The organism is Hymenobacter sp. DG25A (genome assembly GCF_001280305.1).
Lineage (GTDB): Bacteria > Bacteroidota > Bacteroidia > Cytophagales > Hymenobacteraceae > Hymenobacter.
The window spans coordinates 2,995,910-3,012,968 of sequence record NZ_CP012623.1; the positions used below are offsets into that span (position 1 = coordinate 2,995,910).

The window sequence follows — 17,059 nt, forward strand, 5'->3', positions numbered from 1 at the left end:
GAATGTATTGGGTTAAATCAACCCTACCCTATCAGTACGCCTAATATACGTACAAGTCCTAAAAGCTATAGCGCGGAGTGCGAATTGCGGGGCGAAGAATATTACTAGGCTTGGGCAGCCGATAAGAAAGCATTATTTCATGAGAGCTCAATGCACGGGCATCTTGGTTGAATGCAATAAAATCAAACCCATAGCCCACTTTGAATGCGTTATCTTTTGCGAAACTTACCCCTACCAATGCGTTGAAAGACTCCTGAAAACGGTAGCCAACTCCGCCCCAATACTTGTCATTGAAGGTGGCCCTGGCGCCCAGCTCAAAGGATGTTTTATCCTGCGCAAACTTACCTGAGTCTCCTACTTTACCTGGCAACACCATTTTTACCAGTACCGTTGGCGTAACAACAACGGAAGAAGTTGCCTGAATATTATAGCCGCCGGTCAAATAGACGTGGTTTTCGCCAATCACACTGGCTGAATCTACTACTCCACGATAGTTTTGAAACTTATACTCAGATCGTAATAAGTTATTCACACTTAACCCAGCATAAAGCTTCTCCGTTTCATACCAAGCGCCTACTCCAGCATCAATCTTACGATCTGAGCTTTCAACAGGAACGGCGGGGTCATTCGGCTCGGCCGGACGGAAATTACCCTGATGAATATTGGTGAGTATCCCTTGTACTCCGAGGCCTAAAGTCCCCTCACCAATCTTCAGATGATACGAATACGATAGATTAGCCGAGGTAACGTCCGTTTCGGCAATTTTATCTTTGTAAAGATTTATACCCAAGCCGCCGCGCAAAAATTTGACAGGAACGGATGCGGAAAGCAGATAGGTTTGGGGAGAGCCCCCAGCATCTACGGTAGCATTGTATCCTACGTATTGATATCGACCTATTGTAGTTATTTCACCATATCCTTTTACACCGGCATACCCCGGATTGAGGTACATCCCATTAAAGCCATATTGAGTAAACTGAGGCTGCTGTTGCCCCAAGGCAATGCCGGCCGCTATAAACAGCAGAAGAACAGTGAGTACTGAACCCTTCATAATTGCAACCGAATAGAAGTAGGAGATAATTTGGGCTGGATTTCTTCTCTTCCAAATGTAACAAAAAAACGTCACGCAAAAGAGAAGGAGCCTGCAAGCAGGCTCCTCTGCCTCAACGAGCAAACTAGTTGCCCGGTTTACCTACTTTACTTTTTGTGTTGCTATGCTCGGCTCCGCCCGAGTGATACAGGATGTACTGCTCAATTGCACCCGTCATAGAAGGTGCGTTAGGATGAGGAGCCTGAATGTCTAACTCCAAGCCGGCATCTACAACAGCTTTGGCTGTGGTTGGCCCAAAAGCGGCAATACGAGTGCCGTCCTGCACGAAATCAGGGAAGTTGATGAACAACGAGCTGATACCGGAAGGGCTGAAGAAGGCAATACAATCGTATTTTACATCCGACAGGTCCGACAGGTCGCTGGCTACCGTGCGGTAAATGACGGCTTCCGTAAACTTGAAGTTATTGGCCCGCATGAACTCCGGAATATCATCCTTGCGGATATCGGAGCAGGGATACAGGAACTTCTCGCCTTTGTGCTTTTTAATCACGTCAAAAAGGTCGGCGGCGGTGCGGCTACCCACAAACAGCTTGCGCTTGCGCAGCACAATATACTTCTGCAGGTAATTGGCCGTCTGCTCCGAGATGCAGAAATACTTCATCTCGGCGGGCATTTCAATCTTGGCCTCCTGACAAATGCGGAAGAAGTGGTCGACGGCATTGCGGCTGGTAAAGATGATAGCCGTATGCTCCAAAATGTTGACTTTCTCCTTCCGGAAGTCTTTGTAAGACACCGGGTCTACCTGAATAAACTCCCGGAAATCAACTGTAATGCCATATTTCTCAGCAATGGAGAAGTAAGGGGAAACGTCGCCGGTGGGTTTAGGCTGGGTGACAAGGATGCTGGAGATGCGCTTGGCGTGACGGCCAGTCCCCGGGATATCTTTGCTTTCGGCCATAGTAAAAAAAAAGAGCGTAAATCTAGGGCTATAAGGAGGAACCGTGAGGTGCTAAAACTAATACTGACAACTATGTGTCACCAATAACCCCTTGATTAATAAGGAAAAACGATGATTTTGAGCAGCACAATAAAAGGCAGGACTTCTGTGGCGCAAAGGTACGAAAACAAATGCAGATTTAGGAGCGGGGTTCGTTGATTCAGGGTTCTACCGATGCGCAGGACCGTTACCAGTAATAGTAAGGTAACCACGCCATTAGAAACCCACAGCACCATGGAGGGGGCGGAGGAGTTCAGGGCCAGGTAGAGCAGCATCACAAAGGGCAACACCAGGCCCATCAGCAGAATGGTGCGGATAAACTCCCGGTACTGCACCATCACCAGCCCCGACACATCGAAAATATAGCCCATTACCTGCAGGTACAGGTATTTCAGGAGCACGAACGCCGCAATCAGGCCGGTATACAGCAACACCCGCACCACCAGCGCCGACTCCGGTACGTTGAAGATGCGCCGGATAATGGGCACGTTTTGCACACTGGTATGAATAGCTACCAGCAGCAGCGCAAAGGATAGGGAAAACACCAGCACCAGCACCAGGTTGAGCCAGGTGATGGTGGGCTTGATCAGAAAGTCCTGGTCCGTGGAGGATTTACTCCAGAAGTTGCTCAGCTGGTATATGCGGGTAAAGCCGGGGCGGTAGGTGGCCCGGATGCTGCCGTAGCCCAGCCCGATCAGCAGCAAAAACACGATGTACACATTCTGCGGGCCCGGTACCCGCTCCTGCGGTAACAGAGCATTAGCCGCTCTGCCCTTCTGGATGGCCGGCTGCGGAACCGCATTTACAAACGAGGTGTAAGTAGGCGATTCATCGGGGTGCCATATGCACAACAGATGACGGGCTGCCGGTGAGCCCGCCGGAATTAACCGGGCCAGATCAAGGGAAAACACCCCGGATTCCGGCGCGGTGAATACCAGCCGGTTATCGAGAAACAGGCTCAGGTTCTGCCGGGCCGTGAAGGTAATAGGCACCGGCTGCCCCGACTTGAGACTTACCCACTGGTAGTAAGCATGGGCAGGTGCGTGATAATCGGGCAGGTAGAGCGTCAGCCGGTTCTGGGCAGGATTATAAATCAGCCAGTCGTTGGTGAGGCCCTTCTGCGGGGCGGGCGGCAACGGTCGATACTCGGCGGCCAATGCTGTGCGCCCCAGCAGCAGTATTCCTACTGCTACTGCCCACCACCACCGATGACGCCCCGTTGGCACTATATTATCTGTTTTAAGAAGCCACCCGCTGCCGGGCGCTACGGCTCTGGTACACGCCCAGAAACACACTCAACGCTACTGAGAAGGCCACCAGGTACACTATCAGCAAAGTATTGCCCAGGTAAGCAAAGTTGATAACAAACAGAATCACCAGAAGATTCAGCAGGGCCAGCAGCAGCACGGTGCTGATCTGCTGAAAGCCCATGGCCAGAATCCGATGGTGCACGTGGTTTTTATCGGGTGAGAAGGGGGAGCGGCCAGCCATCATGCGCACAATAAATATGCGCAGGGTATCAAACAGCGGCACAAAGAGAATACCAGCCGCCACGGAAGGAGCCGATTCCGGAAAAGGCTGCCGCATCTCAATGAATTGGATGGTTAGCACTGACACAATGAACCCGCACACCAGGGAGCCGGTGTCGCCCATGAAAATGGAAGCCCGGTGGAAGTTGTAGCGCAGGAAACCCATCAGCCCCCCAATTACGCACACGGAAACATACACGTAGTTGCCGTATCGCTCGCCGCCGTAGCGCAGGAAGAAATAACCCAAGGTACTTACAATGATCAACACAATGGTACCCGCCAGACCATCCAGGCCATCAATCAGGTTAATGGCGTTGGTGATGCCCACAATAGCCACAAACGTAATAGCGTAGCTAATGCCGACGGGCAGTTCCTGAATGCCCAGTATGCCCTGAAAGCTGGTAATCCGGATGTCGGCCATAATCATGACTACTCCGGTAGCCAGCAGCTGGCCCACAAACTTTTTGGAGACGGAGATGCTAACCAGATCATCCTTGAGCCCCACGAAAAACAGCACAATACAGCCTGCCAGCAGTTGCTGCACGCCATTCTCCAGGTTTCCGAAAATGGTAAGCGCCGACATGAAGCCGGCAAATACGGCCACTCCGCCCAGGCGGGGCGTCAAAGACTCATGCACCGTGCGCAGGTTGGGCGCATCGAGCATATTCTTGAGGTGGGCAATGTAAATAATGGAAGGCACCGCGAACAGTGCCACCAGAAATGCCCACAGAAACGAGAGACTCAGCGAAATACCTAATGCAGTCATATGGCAGGGCCCGAAGTTAAGCAATTACGCTAGAAGCCCGGTGCTTGGTTGGCGAATGAAATCCTGAAGCTTAGCTATGCAGAACACCTTCCCGTTGAAGAAGGGCAATGCGGGTAAGGTTTTCAGGGACAATGGAATCAGGAACGAAAATGAACTTCTTATCGAAAATCTGCGAGCCCCGATAGTAGCTCACCCAATACTGATTATTCAGATGAAACAGATCCGGGTCAATGGGCTCAATGGGGACGGCGGTGTGCGGCTCTACTTCCAGAATTACGTGGCGCAGCGTGGAGGTGCGCACCGATTCGCCGTTGGGCTGCACCCCGTAGCCGTTGGAGCTTACAATGACGTTGCGCAACGGGAAATCGTTATGATTCAACAAATATACTTGCCAGCCCTGCTTGCCTTCTTCGGTGGCAGCCGCCTCATCGGGCACTATGGCCACCGAAACACCTTCTACCGGATCGAAGATTATATCGTCTTTCATAAGGGGCTTAGCTGATCAAATTGGCCTGCAATAAGTTGGCCAAATGGGGCAACAGTCGGTTTTCTACTTCTGTTATCGACACTGCATGGCCGAGCTCCTGCTGCAGCGAGGTTACGGCCTTATCGGTGATACCGCAAGGCACGATATGGCCGAAATACGACAGATCAGGGTTAACATTAAGGGCAAAGCCGTGCATGGTGACCCAGCGGCTGCATTTCACGCCCATTGCGCAGATTTTACGGGGGTTGGCCACACCTTCCTCAAAACCCAGCCACACGCCCGTAAGGCCCGCAATGCGGCCGGCCGACAGGCCATATTCGGCCAGGGTCAGGATAACGGCTTCTTCCAGCACCCGCAGGTAGCGGTGAATGTCGGTGAAGAAGTTGTCGAGGTCGAGGATGGGGTAGCCCACTAGCTGGCCGGGGCCGTGGTAGGTGATGTCGCCGCCGCGGTTGATGCGGTGGAAGGTGGCGCCGTGCGCGGCTAAAGCCGTTTCATCGAGCAGCAGATGCTCGGGCTTGCCGCTTTTGCCCAGCGTATACACATGGGGGTGCTGGCACAGCAGCAGGTGGTTGGGCGTAAGCTCCAACGGCGCACCGGATTCAGCGGCCAGCCGGTTGCGGGTTTTAACCGCCAACGCCGCGGCCAGCAACTGTTCCTGATAGGCCCAGGCAGACTCGTAATCCACCAGATCCAGGCGCTCGACCCGGATTTGCCGGTTCTGGCCCGGCACTGCCGCCGCCGCTCCGGCCAAGGAGGCCGGAGCGGGGCTGGTAATAGCGCAGGAACTATACAAAGAATCCATGCCGGGAAAATCTAACGCCAATCCCGAATTACGGGCTGCTGTCTCTCAAGGTCAGCTTAGGCTGGCTGAGCCGACAGCTGGTTTTTCAGCTTGTCAATCACCTTCACGGGAGCCGGATCGGTTCCGTTTTTCTCAGCCAGGTAAATGCTTACCCAGTCCAGCAGGTGAATCAGATAGAAAACCTGAGCGGTGAGGGACTTGCCTTTGGCGGTTACATCCAGCACTTTGGCACCCTGGGCCTCAAATACGGGGCGGCAGAGCTCCATGCGCTGGGCCACACGCTTGTGGTCGAAGGCCGAGTGCAGGAAGAGTACGGTAGTTTCGCGCAGAATCTTAGTGGGGAATTCCCAGCCCACAATTTCATTGTGGTTCATCTCCGGGAAGCTGTTCACGTGGCACAGCTGCTTGGAGTTTTCGTTTACCTGCTGCTGAAAGCGCACGGCCGTAGACTCCAACAGGGCATCACCATATACGATGGGCAGCTTGTCGTAGAGGGCTTCAGTAATTACCTGAGCCTCTTCGCGTACGGCAGCCTCGGTTTCTTCTACAATCGAAACGGCTTCGTGCAGATCAGCCAGGTAAGAGTTATCAATCAGGCCGGCAGCTTCCAGTACAAAGAAGAGCTGGAAAGCCGAGTAGCCGATGTTAGCGCGGGGCTTCTTGGTTTCGCCGGGGAATACGATAGTAGGGTACTTGCGCTCCCGGGCCAGCTTCAGCATTTCGCCGCCAGTGGTTACGCACACAATTACAGCACCTTTCTGCTGGGCTTCTTCCATTCCGGCCAGCGTTTCCTCGGTATTGCCGGAGAAAGAGCAGGCAATGAACAGGGTATCCTGATTTACAAAGCCGGGAATGCTGTAGGTTTTCACTACCGACACGGGAACCGGCAGCTTATCAAGCAAAATAGACTGCACAACGCTGCCGCCAATGCCTGATCCGCCCATGCCGGCAATGACCACATTGCGGTATGCCTTTTTCTCTATCGTAATCTGGCTTGCCTGTCCGATGCGGATGGCGTCCTTCATTTGCTCGTTAAACTGCTCGACAAGTGTCTTCATAAGTATCTGGAATTTCGCGGAAAACACGCAAAGGTACTAGTTTTAGACCCAACGCCAATTTATAGCCGCCTACAGCCTGCTTTTATACCCCAGGCTGTATGGAGGCCCAGCAACACTCTATTCTGCTAACTATGACCACTGCTGCTCATACGCTGGGCCGGGCAGGCGAAGAGGCCGCCGCCGCTTACCTGGCTACGCTCGGCTATGAGCTGGTGGCACGCGGCTACCGCTACCGCCGCGCCGAAGTAGACCTGATAGTGCGCCAGGGCAGCACGCTGCTGGTGTTTGTGGAGGTAAAATCCCGTTCTTCCAGCCAGTTTGGCTACCCCGAAACGTTTGTAACCGCCCGCAAGCAGCAGCTTTTCCGGCTGGCGGCCGAGCAGCTGCAGGAAGAGCTAAACTGGACCGGCGACATCCGCTTTGATATTCTGGCCGTGACGCCCGGTGCCACCGGCTTCCGCATCGAGCACTTTGAGGATGCCTTTTACTGAGGCGCGACCTTAGTTCTTGGCGCCGGGCCGGGAGAGGTCGGGCTGGTCGCGCTTATCCAGCTTACCCTTCTCGTAAATCAGCACCGAGTTGCGGTTATACTCCCGGATCAGCTCCGGCTCAGTTACTTCGGGGTCGTAGCCGGTTTCGCCATACTGGTACACGTAGTGGCGGCGGTCCTTGGTGTTCCGGAAACCCCAGTATTTGGTCCACTCCCCTACTTTCTTGCCGTTTTCAAACTGCCCGTCCCAGTCGCGCTTGCCGTTTTCCAGAAAGCGCACGTAGTCGCCTTCCAGCTTGCCGTTTTCGTAGGGCACCACTTCCTTTATCTGCTTCCGGTCGGCATCATAATAAGAGATAACCGCATCCCGCGGGAAACCCATTTCATAGTGGGTTTTGCTCAGCAGGATGTTCTCTTTGTTGTATTTCTCCCACCGCAGGTGGCGCGTGCCCACGGCGTAAAAGCCGGTTTCTACCACTTTGCCGCCCTGCAGCTTCTTATAGGGGCCGTGCAGGACTTTATCATTGGCGGGGTCCAGCTCGCCGGAGGCTTTAAATATTTTGCCTTTGCGCTGATTGAAGTAGTAGCGGGCCGGGGCGTAGGCGTTGGGCTGCTGGAAGTTTTTCAGGTAGTAGAAAATCTCGATAACCTGGTTTTTGCCCTTGGGGCCTGATTTCGTGTAGCCCTTCTTGATAGGCTCGCCCAGGAAAACGTTCTTTTTCTTCTTGGGCTTGCGCTGGTTGGCTTTCTCCTGCTCCTTGGCCTTCTTTTCCTGCTCTTTGGTAAGCCCCGCCCGAGCCAGCAACGACGGCGCTTTGGTGGTGTCGCTGGCGGTAGTGAGCGTATCAAGGCCGGCGGCCATCAGGGGCTGCTCGGGCTTGCTGGAGAAGGAAACGGTTTTGGGCGAACAGGCCGCCACCATCAGGAGCAGCCCCACCCCCACCGACGAAAGGAATGGGCGCATCAGAAGAACAGACAGGATACGGAGCATCGAACGTAAATATAGCCGGATTTGGTGCCCTCGCCAGAAAGCAAAAAACCCTGACTAGCGCCATGGGGCTGGTCAGGGTTTAGGATTTTACTTAAGCCGTGGCGCTTATTCCGCGGCCAGCAGCTCGGCGCTACGCTTCACGAAAGCCGTGAGGGCTTCACCTTTCAGCATGCCCTGGGCCAGCAGCGCCAGGTCAAATGCCTGGCGGGCCAAGCGGCTGGCGTCCTCCTCAGAGGCTTTCAGCACGCGCTGGGTTACGGCGTTGTTGGCGTTTACGCTTACGGTGTAGGAGTCGGGCAGGGAGCCGAACATCTGCATGCCGCCGCCACCGCCGGTGCGCTGCATATCCTTCATGCGGCGCATGAACTCGGGCAGCGTAATAATAACCGGGGCATCCTGCGGCGACAGGGCTTCTACCTGCACGTGCATCTGCTCGTTGTTGATGGCCTTGGCAAACACCTCCTGCAGCTTGGTTTTCTCGTCGTCGCTGAGGACGCTTTCCGTGGTTTCAGCCTTCTCAATGAGCTTACCGATGGTATCGGCATCCACCCGCTTGAAGGTGGTTTTCTCCAGCTTCTGCTCCAGCTGGCCAATGAAGTGGGAATCGAGCGGGCCGTTCAGGTTCAGCACGTCATAGCCGCGGTCCTGGGCAGCTTCAACGAAGCTGTGCTGGGCTTCGGCATCGGTGGTGTAGAGCACCACGGTCTGCTCGTTTTTATCTTTCTGGTTGGCCTGGATGAACTCCTGGTACTCGGGCAGGGTGAAGAACTTGCCGGCCGCGTTCTGCACCAGGGCAAAGTCCTTGGCCTTCTCGTAGAACTTCTCATCCGAGAGCATGCCGTACTTCACGAACAGCCCAATATCCGACCACTTCTCCTCGAAGCCCGCGCGGTCCTTGCGGAACAGCTCGGCCAGCTTGTCGGCTACCTTTTTGGTGATGTAGGTGTTGATTTTGCGCACCGCGGCATCAGCCTGCAGGAAGGAGCGCGACACGTTCAGCGGGATATCGGGCGAGTCAATTACGCCGTGCAGCAGCATCAGGAACTCGGGCACCACGTCCTTCACCTCATCGGTAATGAACACCTGCCGCGAGTAGAGCTGGATTTTGTTGCGCTGAAACTGCAGCTCGTCCTTCACCTTGGGGAAGTAAAGAATACCCGTCAGGTTGAAGGGGTAATCCACGTTCAGGTGAATCCAAAACAGCGGCGCCTCCGAGAAAGGATACAGCTCCTGGTAGAACTTGGTGTAGTCCTCGTCGGTCAGCTCCGAGGGCTGCTTGGTCCAGATAGGGGCCGTCTGGTTGATAACCTCGCCTTCGAACTCAATGGGGATGGGCAGGAACTTGCAGTACTTGGTGAGGATGGTGCGCAGGCGGGCCGGCTCCAGGAACTCGTCGGAGTCGTCGGCTACGTGCAGCACCACATCGGTACCGCGGTCAGCCTTGTCAGCGGTATCCAGGCTGAACTCAGTGCTGCCGTCGCATACCCAGTGGGCGGCTTCAGTGTCTTCCTTGTAGCTCTTGGAGAAGATTTCCACCTCCTTGGCTACCATGAACGCCGAGTAGAAGCCCAGACCAAACTGACCAATAATCTGGTCTTTGGCCGTGGCATCCTTCTCCTTGTACTTCTCCACAAACTCGGTGGCCCCGGAGAAGGCAATCTGGTTGATGTACTTCTTGATTTCTTCGCCCGTCATGCCTAGGCCCCGGTCGGAGATGGTGATGGTGCGCTTTTCCTTGTCCAGGCTCACCTTCACGGTCAGGTCGCCCAGCTCGCCTTTGAACTCGCCGAGCTGCGCCAGACTCTTCAGCTTCTGGGAGGCATCCACGGCATTGGACGTCAGCTCCCGCAGGAAGATTTCGTGGTCGGAGTACAGGAATTTCTTGATGATGGGGAAGATATTCTCGGTATGAATCGAGATGCTACCTTTCTCTTGCATAACGCTTTGGCAAAGGGTGGAAACTAAAAAACCGGACGAAACGCCAGCCCCCAGGGAGGTTAACGCTGTCCGGCACCGCGCTTCAAAACACGTTCCACGCTCGGCCCCGCTGTCAGATTGACATTCTCAAACCTCGACTATACTGCTTTGCGTATGTACAGATAACGTTCCGCTCTATCCACCGTACTGCTTGTTTCCCATGGCCCCGTTCCGCACCGTTTCCCGCCGTGATTTTCGTGAGTTAATGGCCTTGGAGCGCACCCATATGGCCAACGAGCGCACCATGCTGGCCTACGTGCGCACCGCCATGACGCTGATAGTAGCGGGGTTCTCCCTGATTCAATTTTTCCGGGACAACTTCTTTGTGTGGGTTGGCGTGGCGCTGGTACCTATAGGAGTAGGCGTGATAGTAGGCGGCTGGCTGCGCTACCGCCAAAAAACGGCCCATATGAGCCAGGACGCCACGGAAAACCTCCCGGATAATCCGGCAGCCGCTTAATTTCCATTATATAATTATACTAACAGGCTACCAGGAGTTATCCGGTTGAGAGCAGCCGGTTCATTTGGCACTATAGCCCATACGCCCTGCCACCCGGCCGCGTACGGGCAGGGTTCCTAAAAAGGAGTAAGCAAAGGCTAGGCAACCTGTTTGCGGGCTCCCAGGCTTGTCTGCCACTGGTGTTCCAGCATCTCAGCCTCGCCGGGGCTATGTGCCAGCCAATCCAGCGCTGCCGGCGCGCAGCTGAAGAACTGAATTAAGCCGCAGTCATACTGATGGGCTTCGTGCAGGGCGCTTTCCAGTACCAGCTGGTTGTGCAGGCTATCGGGCAGAATAAGAGCCAGATGATGCACTGCGGTATTCAGTCCAAACTCCGGCAGCCATTCCTCGCTGAGCCAGGCCTGCTCCTGCGGCCCCAGGGGCGGCAGGCCGCGCGTATCGGCCATCCAGCGCTGCACATCATAGTGCAGGGTAATGAACAGCAGCTCCTGAAAAGCCTCCTCAAAACGGGCTTGGCTGAGGGGCCCCTGCCACTGCCAGCGCAGTAGTTTCAGAGGCTCGTGGTACTGTAAATACAGGGATTTGCGGGTAAATATCATCCTGGGCGGCACGTAATTTCTCTCCTCACTGATGAGGCAAAAATACGGGCCGCTTTTAGGACTGGAACATGAATTCGTCGAAAAGACAATAAGTCAAAATCAATAGAATTTTACTCCTATTAAGATAGCCGAATAGGGCTATTATTTACACAAAAAGTTCATCCTTAGGGTTAGCCGTCGGGGCCGAAGGACGGATGCGAACGGCGAGGCGGTGAAGCAAAAAGCGGGTAAATCGTTTCATGGAGCAGGGGTTATACCAGAGTACAATACAAAAGTACTGCCAGAGTGTTACTGCAAGATGATGAGGCGGTTATGCTTTTGTGAGTCTTACCGGGCAACTCCTTGGCCATATATTCGTCCTTGTCCTTCCGCCTACTGCCGGAAAGTCAGTATGTTTGATTTGTTGTGAGGTTTCTAATAGACGTGCGCTCTACTCGTTCCCGGCTGGCTTTCTGGCTGCTGCTGTGCTTTTTGCGCGTACTGCTGCCCGATTCCTGGATTCTGGCGCTGCACACGCACCAGCACACGCACAAAGAAGTATCCTTTGCACCTCATCAGCAGGGTGCCCGCCCAAAGGCAGTGCTGACTACCAAGCACCAGCACTGCCCCATTGATCAGTTTTATTCAGCCGCCTTCCAGCCGGCCCTTCCGCTGGAACTGCCCCCGCCGGCGGTAGCCTATGGCACCAGTCAGCGGGCTATATGGGTGTTGCAGCGGCCGGTAAGCCGCATCATCAGCATTCAGCTGCGGGGGCCACCGCCAACCGCGCCGCGCCTTATTTCCTAAGCAGCCGCACCGCCTTCGGGTTGTTAATTCAGGCTACGCCTTAATAGGGCGCTCTGCTGCTACCACCGTCTTGCTTATGCGGTAAGCCGGTGCGAGACAACGCCGGCTTTGCCCGAGCGTACGCTCATCCATTTCCTTTTTCCTGATTTTTGCTATCCGTCCATTCTATATGGCCCGAATACTTCTTTTTTTGCTGGGCTGCTTGCTTCTGAGCAGCTCTATTGTGGCGCAGGTAAAGCCAACCACGGCGCCCGTTACCGGCCGGGTGCTGGACCAGCGCACCCAGGAGCCGCTGCCCGGCGCCACCGTTCTGTTCCCCGACCTCAAGCAGGGCACCAGCACTGCCGCCGATGGCACTTTCCGCTTTAACAACCTGCCCCGCGGGCGCTTCCTGATTCAGGTGCGCTTTATTGGCTACAGCACGGTAGTGCGAACCGTAGAAACCGGCAGCACCACTCCGCTGGAAATAGCCCTTACACCCGCCGATACCGAAATTGGGCAGGTGGTGGTCACGGGCGTATCGGCCAGCACGGAAATGCGCCGCTCGCCGGTACCCACGTCTGTTATTGACCATGCGCGCCTGAACCAGTCGGCCGCTACCAATGCCGTGGATGCCATTGCGCACACGCCGGGGCTTTCCCAGATTACCACCGGCGCCGCCATCAGCAAGCCCGTTATTCGGGGGCTGGGCGGCAACCGCGTCATCACCCTGAATAATGGCTCCAAGCAGGAAGGCCAGCAGTGGGGCGATGAGCACGGCATTGAAATAGACGAGTACAGCATTGACCGCGTTGAGGTGATTAAAGGCCCCGGCAGCCTGCTCTATGGCTCCGATGGCATGGCCGGCGTAGTCAACTTCCTAGCCCCCGACCCCGTGGACGACGGCAAAGTGCTGCTGGAAGCTGCCGCCGGCTACCAGACCAATAACCACCAGCAAGGCTACTCCTTAATGAATGCCGGCAACCGCCACGGCTTTAACTGGCTGGTGCGCGGCAGCCGCAAAGTGGCCGGTAACTACCAGAACCGCTACGACGGGCGCGTTTTCAACTCCGGTTTCCGGGAGCTAAATGGCAATGGCTACGTGGGCCTCAACAAAAGCTGGGGCTACTCCCACCTCACCTTCAGCTCCTTCAACCAGCGCATTGGTTTGGTGGAAGGCGACCGGGACCCCGGCACGGGCCGCTTTGTGCGTCCCGGCATTGGGCCGGCCGATGAGCCCTATGTGACGGTGCCGGACGAAGACCTGCTCGGCTACGCTATTGCCGTGCCTTATCAGCGCATCAATCACCTGCGTGTGGGCAGCGAAAACAACCTGATTTTTGGCCAGCACCGGCTCACCCTGAATGTGGGCTGGCAGCAGAACCTGCGGCGCGAATACGGCGAGGTGGAAACGCCCACCGACCCCAGCCTGTATTTCCAGCTGCGCACGCTTGACTATGCCCTGCGCTATTTCCTGCCCGAGACGAACGGCTGGAACACCACAGTAGGCCTGAGCGGCATGCGCCAGGAAAACGTAAACAAAGGCCAGGAATTTCTGATTCCGGCCTACCGCCTGCTGGATGGCGGCGTGTTTGCCGTCACCAAAAAATCCTTCGGGGCGCTGGATCTGAGCGGCGGCCTGCGCTACGATTTGCGCCATATCTCGGCGGATGCGCTGTATCTGGGGGCGAATGAGGAGCCGGTGCCCGCTCCGGAAGGAGAGCAGAAGTTCATGGACTTCACCTCCAACTTCCGCAACCTGTCCGGCAGCGTGGGCGGCGCCTACAGCCTCACCGAAAACCTAGTATTAAAAGCCAATGCTTCCCGGGGCTTTCGGGCCCCTAACATAGCCGAGCTGGGCTCCAACGGCATTCACGAGGGCACCATTCGCTACGAAATCGGGGACCCCAACCTGAAAGCCGAAACCAGCCTGCAGTTGGACGGTGGCGTAAGCTTCACCTCCGACCACGTTGGGCTGACCGTGGATGCCTTCCGCAACGGCATCCAGAACTACGTTTTCCCCACCCGGCTAGCCGACTCAGTTTCCGTGGATGGCGACCCGGTGTTCCGCTACGGCCAGGGCAACGCCCGCTTGGCCGGCGGCGAAATCACCCTGGATCTGCACCCCCACCCCCTGGACTGGCTGCACTTCGAGAACAGCTTTTCTATGGTGCGGGCCGTGCAGCTAAACCAGCCCGACAGCCTGCGCTTCCTGCCCCTGATTCCCGCCGACCGGCTACAGTCGGAGCTGCGCGTGAACTTCCGAAAGGTGGGCACCTCGCGCCTGGCCAACCTCTATGCCCGGCTGGGGGTAGAATACACCTTCGCCCAAAACCGCTTTTTCTCCGCTTATGAAACGGAAAACCGCACCCCTGGCTACACGCTTCTGAATGCCGGTCTGGGCTCCGATGTGCTAAACGCCAAAGGCAAAACGCTGTTTTCCCTGTACCTGACGGGCAACAACCTGCTGGATGTAGGGTACCAGAGCCACCTCAGCCGGTTGAAATACGCGGCGTACAACCCAGCCAATGGCCGCACCGGCGTGTTTAATATGGGCCGCAATGTGAGTGTAAAGCTGGTGGTGCCGCTGGCCTGGACCATGAATACCGGAGAGTAAAAAGGCGGCCGCGGGTGAGCGGCTACAGCCGGGCGTAGCGGACTTCCGTTTAAGTAGCTTAGCGTTCCTGCTTTTCAACCCTCCGCTTTTCTCCTTTTACCATACCAAATGGCGCACGCGCATCATCACGGACACGACCACCAGCATAGCTTAGCGGCGCCCATGCAATACGGGCGGGCTTTTGGCTGGGGCATTGCCCTGAACCTGGCTTTTGTGGCAGCTGAAGCCGCGGGCGGGCTATGGGCCAACTCCTCGGCCCTGCTTTCTGATGCGGGCCACAACCTGAGTGATGTACTGAGCCTGGCCCTGGCCTGGGGCGCAATGCTGCTGGCTCAGCGGCCAACTTCGGCCCGCTACACCTATGGCTTTAAAGGCATCACCATTCAGGCGGCCCTGGTGAATGCGGCCCTGCTGTATGTGGCCTTGGGCATTATTCTTTGGGATACGATTGACCACCTGCGGCACCCGGCCCCGGTGAATGGGCAGATGGTAATGCTGCTGGCCGGTATTGGTATTGCAGTGAATGGGTTTACGGCCTGGCTGTTTAGCCGGGGCCAGAGTGGCGACGTGAACGTGCGCGGCGCCTACCTGCACATGCTCACTGATGCGCTGGTATCAGTGGGCGTGGTAGCGGGCGGGGCGCTGGTGTACTGGACGGGCTGGCTCTGGCTCGACCCGGCCATCAGCTTCATTATTCTGGGCATTGTGGCCTTCGGCTCCTGGGGGCTGCTGCGCGAAACCATGCAGCTCAGCCTGCAGGCCGTGCCTAATAATATAGACCTGGACGCCGTGCAGCGCTTCCTGCTGGCGCAGGCGGGCGTGCAGCAGGTGCACCACCTGCATGTGTGGCCCCTCAGCACCCAGGAAACGGCCCTTACGGTTCATTTGGTGCGGCCGGGCTTCCCCCATGATAACGCCTTTCTGCACCAACTGCAGGACGATTTGCAGCATCAGTTCAGCATTGGCCACGCCACCATTCAGATTGAAGAAGCCTCCTCTACCGGCTGCGTTTCCGATGTGTGCGATGTCCGCACAGTCGGTAACACAGTCAGTAGCTGAGCCTGATTTTCTTCCTTTTCCTAAAAAGCCGCTTCCCCGCTGAAGCGGCTTTTTATGTTTACAGCGGGCCGGTTTGAAAAAATCTGCTTATCTCGACAGGCCAAACCCGGTTTCCCTCCCCTATCCCTCCACCCCACTTTCTTTTTCGTGCAATTGATTTCGTCTGAAAAGCCTGCCCGGCACGCCTCCCTGCTGAGCGCGGCCGTGGTAGTAGCCGCCCTGGGTTACTTCGTGGATATCTACGACCTTGTGCTGTTCAGCATTGTGCGCGTTCCCAGCCTGAAAGCGCTGGGCATAGTCGATGCCGCCATTCTGGACCAAGGCGTACTGCTGCTGAACATGCAGATGGCCGGCATGCTGGTAGGCGGCATTCTGTGGGGAATACTGGGCGACAAACGGGGCCGGCTAACCGTGCTTTTCGGGTCGATTCTGCTGTACTCGCTGGCCAATATTGCCAATGGCTTTGTGCAGGAATTGTGGCAGTACGCCGCTCTCCGGCTGATTGCCGGCATTGGCCTGGCCGGCGAGCTGGGCGCGGGTATTACGCTGGTCAGCGAGGTGCTGCCCAAGGAAAAGCGCGGCTACGGTACCATGATTGTGGCCACTGTGGGCGTATCCGGAGCCATGCTGGCGTATTGGGTGGGCGAGCAGTTTGGCTGGCGCACGGCCTATTTCATTGGTGGCGGGCTGGGCCTGGCCTTGCTGATACTGCGCGTGAGCGTATTTGAGTCGGGTATGTTTGAAAAAGCCGCCGCGGCTGCTCACATTCATCGGGGCGACTTCCTGAGCTTGTTCTCCAACAAGGAGCGGCTGCAGAAATACCTCAAATGCATTCTGATGGGCATTCCGCTGTGGTTTGTGGTGGGCATCCTCATCACCTTTGCGCCGGAGTTTGGCCGCGAGCTGGGCATCAGCGGGGAGGTATCGGCAGGCAAGGGCGTATTCTGGTGCTATTTCGGGCTGGTTTTTGGCGACTTCCTGACCGGCTGGCTTTCCCAGCGCTGGCGCAGCCGCAACCGGGTGATGCTGGTGTTTCTGGGCCTAAGTGCGGTGCTGATTGTGGTGTATCTGTTTACGCTGCGCGGCAGCACGCTCAGCACGGTATATGCGGTTTGCTTTGCCCTGGGCCTGGCCTCCGGTTACTGGGCTGTATTTGTAACCATTGCAGCGGAGCAGTTTGGCACCAATGTGCGCGCCACGGTGGCCACCACGGTTCCCAACTTTGTGCGGGGCTCGGTGGTGCCTATGACCCTGGCTTTTCAGGCGCTGAAAGGTCCGCTCACGCTGGTTGGGGCCGCCGCCACACTGGCGGCCATTGTACTCCTAGTGGCGGTGTGGGCTGTGGCTACTCTGCCCGAGAGCTATGGCAAAGAGCTGGATTATTATGAATAACCCATGAGAGTAGCCC

At 56.2% G+C, this 17,059-nt stretch carries 16 protein-coding genes; 6 read left to right on the forward strand and 10 right to left on the reverse strand.

The window, feature by feature from the left end; translation table 11 throughout:
- Nucleotides 1-58 precede the first annotated feature (58 nt).
- From AM218_RS12830 to AM218_RS12860, 7 genes are all read right to left on the reverse strand, one after another.
- Nucleotides 59-1,051, reverse strand: coding sequence for a PorP/SprF family type IX secretion system membrane protein (locus tag AM218_RS12830; RefSeq protein WP_054415591.1), 993 nt, complete (start codon nt 1,049-1,051; stop codon nt 59-61).
- A 124-nt stretch (nt 1,052-1,175) separates the two neighbouring features.
- Nucleotides 1,176-2,009 carry a uroporphyrinogen-III synthase gene (locus AM218_RS12835; RefSeq protein ID WP_054414235.1) on the reverse strand — a complete coding sequence of 278 codons (834 nt, stop codon included), beginning with the start codon at nt 2,007-2,009 and terminating at the stop codon, nt 1,176-1,178.
- A 95-nt stretch (nt 2,010-2,104) separates the two neighbouring features.
- Entirely contained in the window at nt 2,105-3,274 is a 1,170-nt protein-coding gene (locus AM218_RS12840; RefSeq protein ID WP_071843785.1) for a DUF4271 domain-containing protein, read from the reverse strand.
- 13 nt (nt 3,275-3,287) lie between these two features.
- On the reverse strand, nt 3,288-4,343 hold the full coding sequence (locus AM218_RS12845) for an MraY family glycosyltransferase (RefSeq protein WP_071843786.1): 1,056 nt from the start codon (nt 4,341-4,343) through the stop codon (nt 3,288-3,290).
- Nucleotides 4,344-4,413: 70 nt separating this feature from the next.
- Nucleotides 4,414-4,830: a hypothetical protein gene (locus AM218_RS12850; protein WP_054414239.1), complete on the reverse strand. Its 417-nt coding sequence runs from the start codon at nt 4,828-4,830 to the stop codon at nt 4,414-4,416.
- A 7-nt stretch (nt 4,831-4,837) separates the two neighbouring features.
- On the reverse strand, nt 4,838-5,635 hold the full coding sequence (gene lipB, locus AM218_RS12855; RefSeq protein WP_082318225.1) for a lipoyl(octanoyl) transferase LipB: 798 nt from the start codon (nt 5,633-5,635) through the stop codon (nt 4,838-4,840).
- A 56-nt stretch (nt 5,636-5,691) separates the two neighbouring features.
- On the reverse strand, nt 5,692-6,693 hold the full coding sequence (locus AM218_RS12860; protein WP_054414242.1) for a bifunctional phosphoglucose/phosphomannose isomerase: 1,002 nt from the start codon (nt 6,691-6,693) through the stop codon (nt 5,692-5,694).
- A gap of 131 nt (nt 6,694-6,824) precedes the next feature.
- Here AM218_RS12860 and AM218_RS12865 point away from each other — a divergent pair, with 131 nt between their 5' ends.
- Nucleotides 6,825-7,184 carry a YraN family protein gene (locus AM218_RS12865; protein ID WP_054415597.1) on the forward strand — a complete coding sequence of 120 codons (360 nt, stop codon included), beginning with the start codon at nt 6,825-6,827 and terminating at the stop codon, nt 7,182-7,184.
- A gap of 9 nt (nt 7,185-7,193) precedes the next feature.
- Here AM218_RS12865 and AM218_RS12870 read toward each other — a convergent pair whose 3' ends face one another.
- Both AM218_RS12870 and htpG read right to left on the reverse strand, forming a co-directional pair.
- Nucleotides 7,194-8,147, reverse strand: coding sequence for a toxin-antitoxin system YwqK family antitoxin (locus AM218_RS12870; RefSeq protein WP_071843787.1), 954 nt, complete (start codon nt 8,145-8,147; stop codon nt 7,194-7,196).
- Between the two features lie 132 nt (nt 8,148-8,279).
- The gene (gene htpG / locus AM218_RS12875; RefSeq protein ID WP_054414246.1) at nt 8,280-10,112 is read right to left on the reverse strand and encodes a molecular chaperone HtpG; all 1,833 of its coding nucleotides are present in this window, start codon (nt 10,110-10,112) and stop codon (nt 8,280-8,282) included.
- 199 nt (nt 10,113-10,311) lie between these two features.
- On the opposite strand from htpG, the gene AM218_RS12880 reads away from it, so the two are divergent.
- Entirely contained in the window at nt 10,312-10,611 is a 300-nt protein-coding gene (locus tag AM218_RS12880; protein WP_054414248.1) for a YidH family protein, read from the forward strand.
- Between the two features lie 137 nt (nt 10,612-10,748).
- On the opposite strand, the gene AM218_RS12885 is transcribed toward AM218_RS12880, so the two are convergent.
- Nucleotides 10,749-11,210, reverse strand: a complete 462-nt coding sequence (locus AM218_RS12885; protein ID WP_054414250.1) for a hypothetical protein — start codon at nt 11,208-11,210, stop codon at nt 10,749-10,751.
- A 423-nt stretch (nt 11,211-11,633) separates the two neighbouring features.
- Here AM218_RS12885 and AM218_RS12890 point away from each other — a divergent pair, with 423 nt between their 5' ends.
- The 4 genes from AM218_RS12890 to AM218_RS12905 all read left to right on the forward strand — a co-directional run bounded on the left by AM218_RS12890 (nt 11,634) and on the right by AM218_RS12905 (nt 17,043).
- A complete protein-coding gene (locus tag AM218_RS12890) occupies nt 11,634-11,996 on the forward strand; it encodes a hypothetical protein (protein WP_054414252.1) in 363 nt (120 codons plus the stop codon).
- A gap of 169 nt (nt 11,997-12,165) precedes the next feature.
- Entirely contained in the window at nt 12,166-14,592 is a 2,427-nt protein-coding gene (locus AM218_RS12895) for a TonB-dependent receptor (RefSeq protein WP_071843788.1), read from the forward strand.
- A 108-nt stretch (nt 14,593-14,700) separates the two neighbouring features.
- A complete protein-coding gene (locus AM218_RS12900; RefSeq protein ID WP_054414254.1) occupies nt 14,701-15,651 on the forward strand; it encodes a cation diffusion facilitator family transporter in 951 nt (316 codons plus the stop codon).
- Nucleotides 15,652-15,804: 153 nt separating this feature from the next.
- Nucleotides 15,805-17,043, forward strand: a complete 1,239-nt coding sequence (locus tag AM218_RS12905; protein ID WP_054414256.1) for an MFS transporter — start codon at nt 15,805-15,807, stop codon at nt 17,041-17,043.
- Nucleotides 17,044-17,059 lie beyond the last annotated feature (16 nt).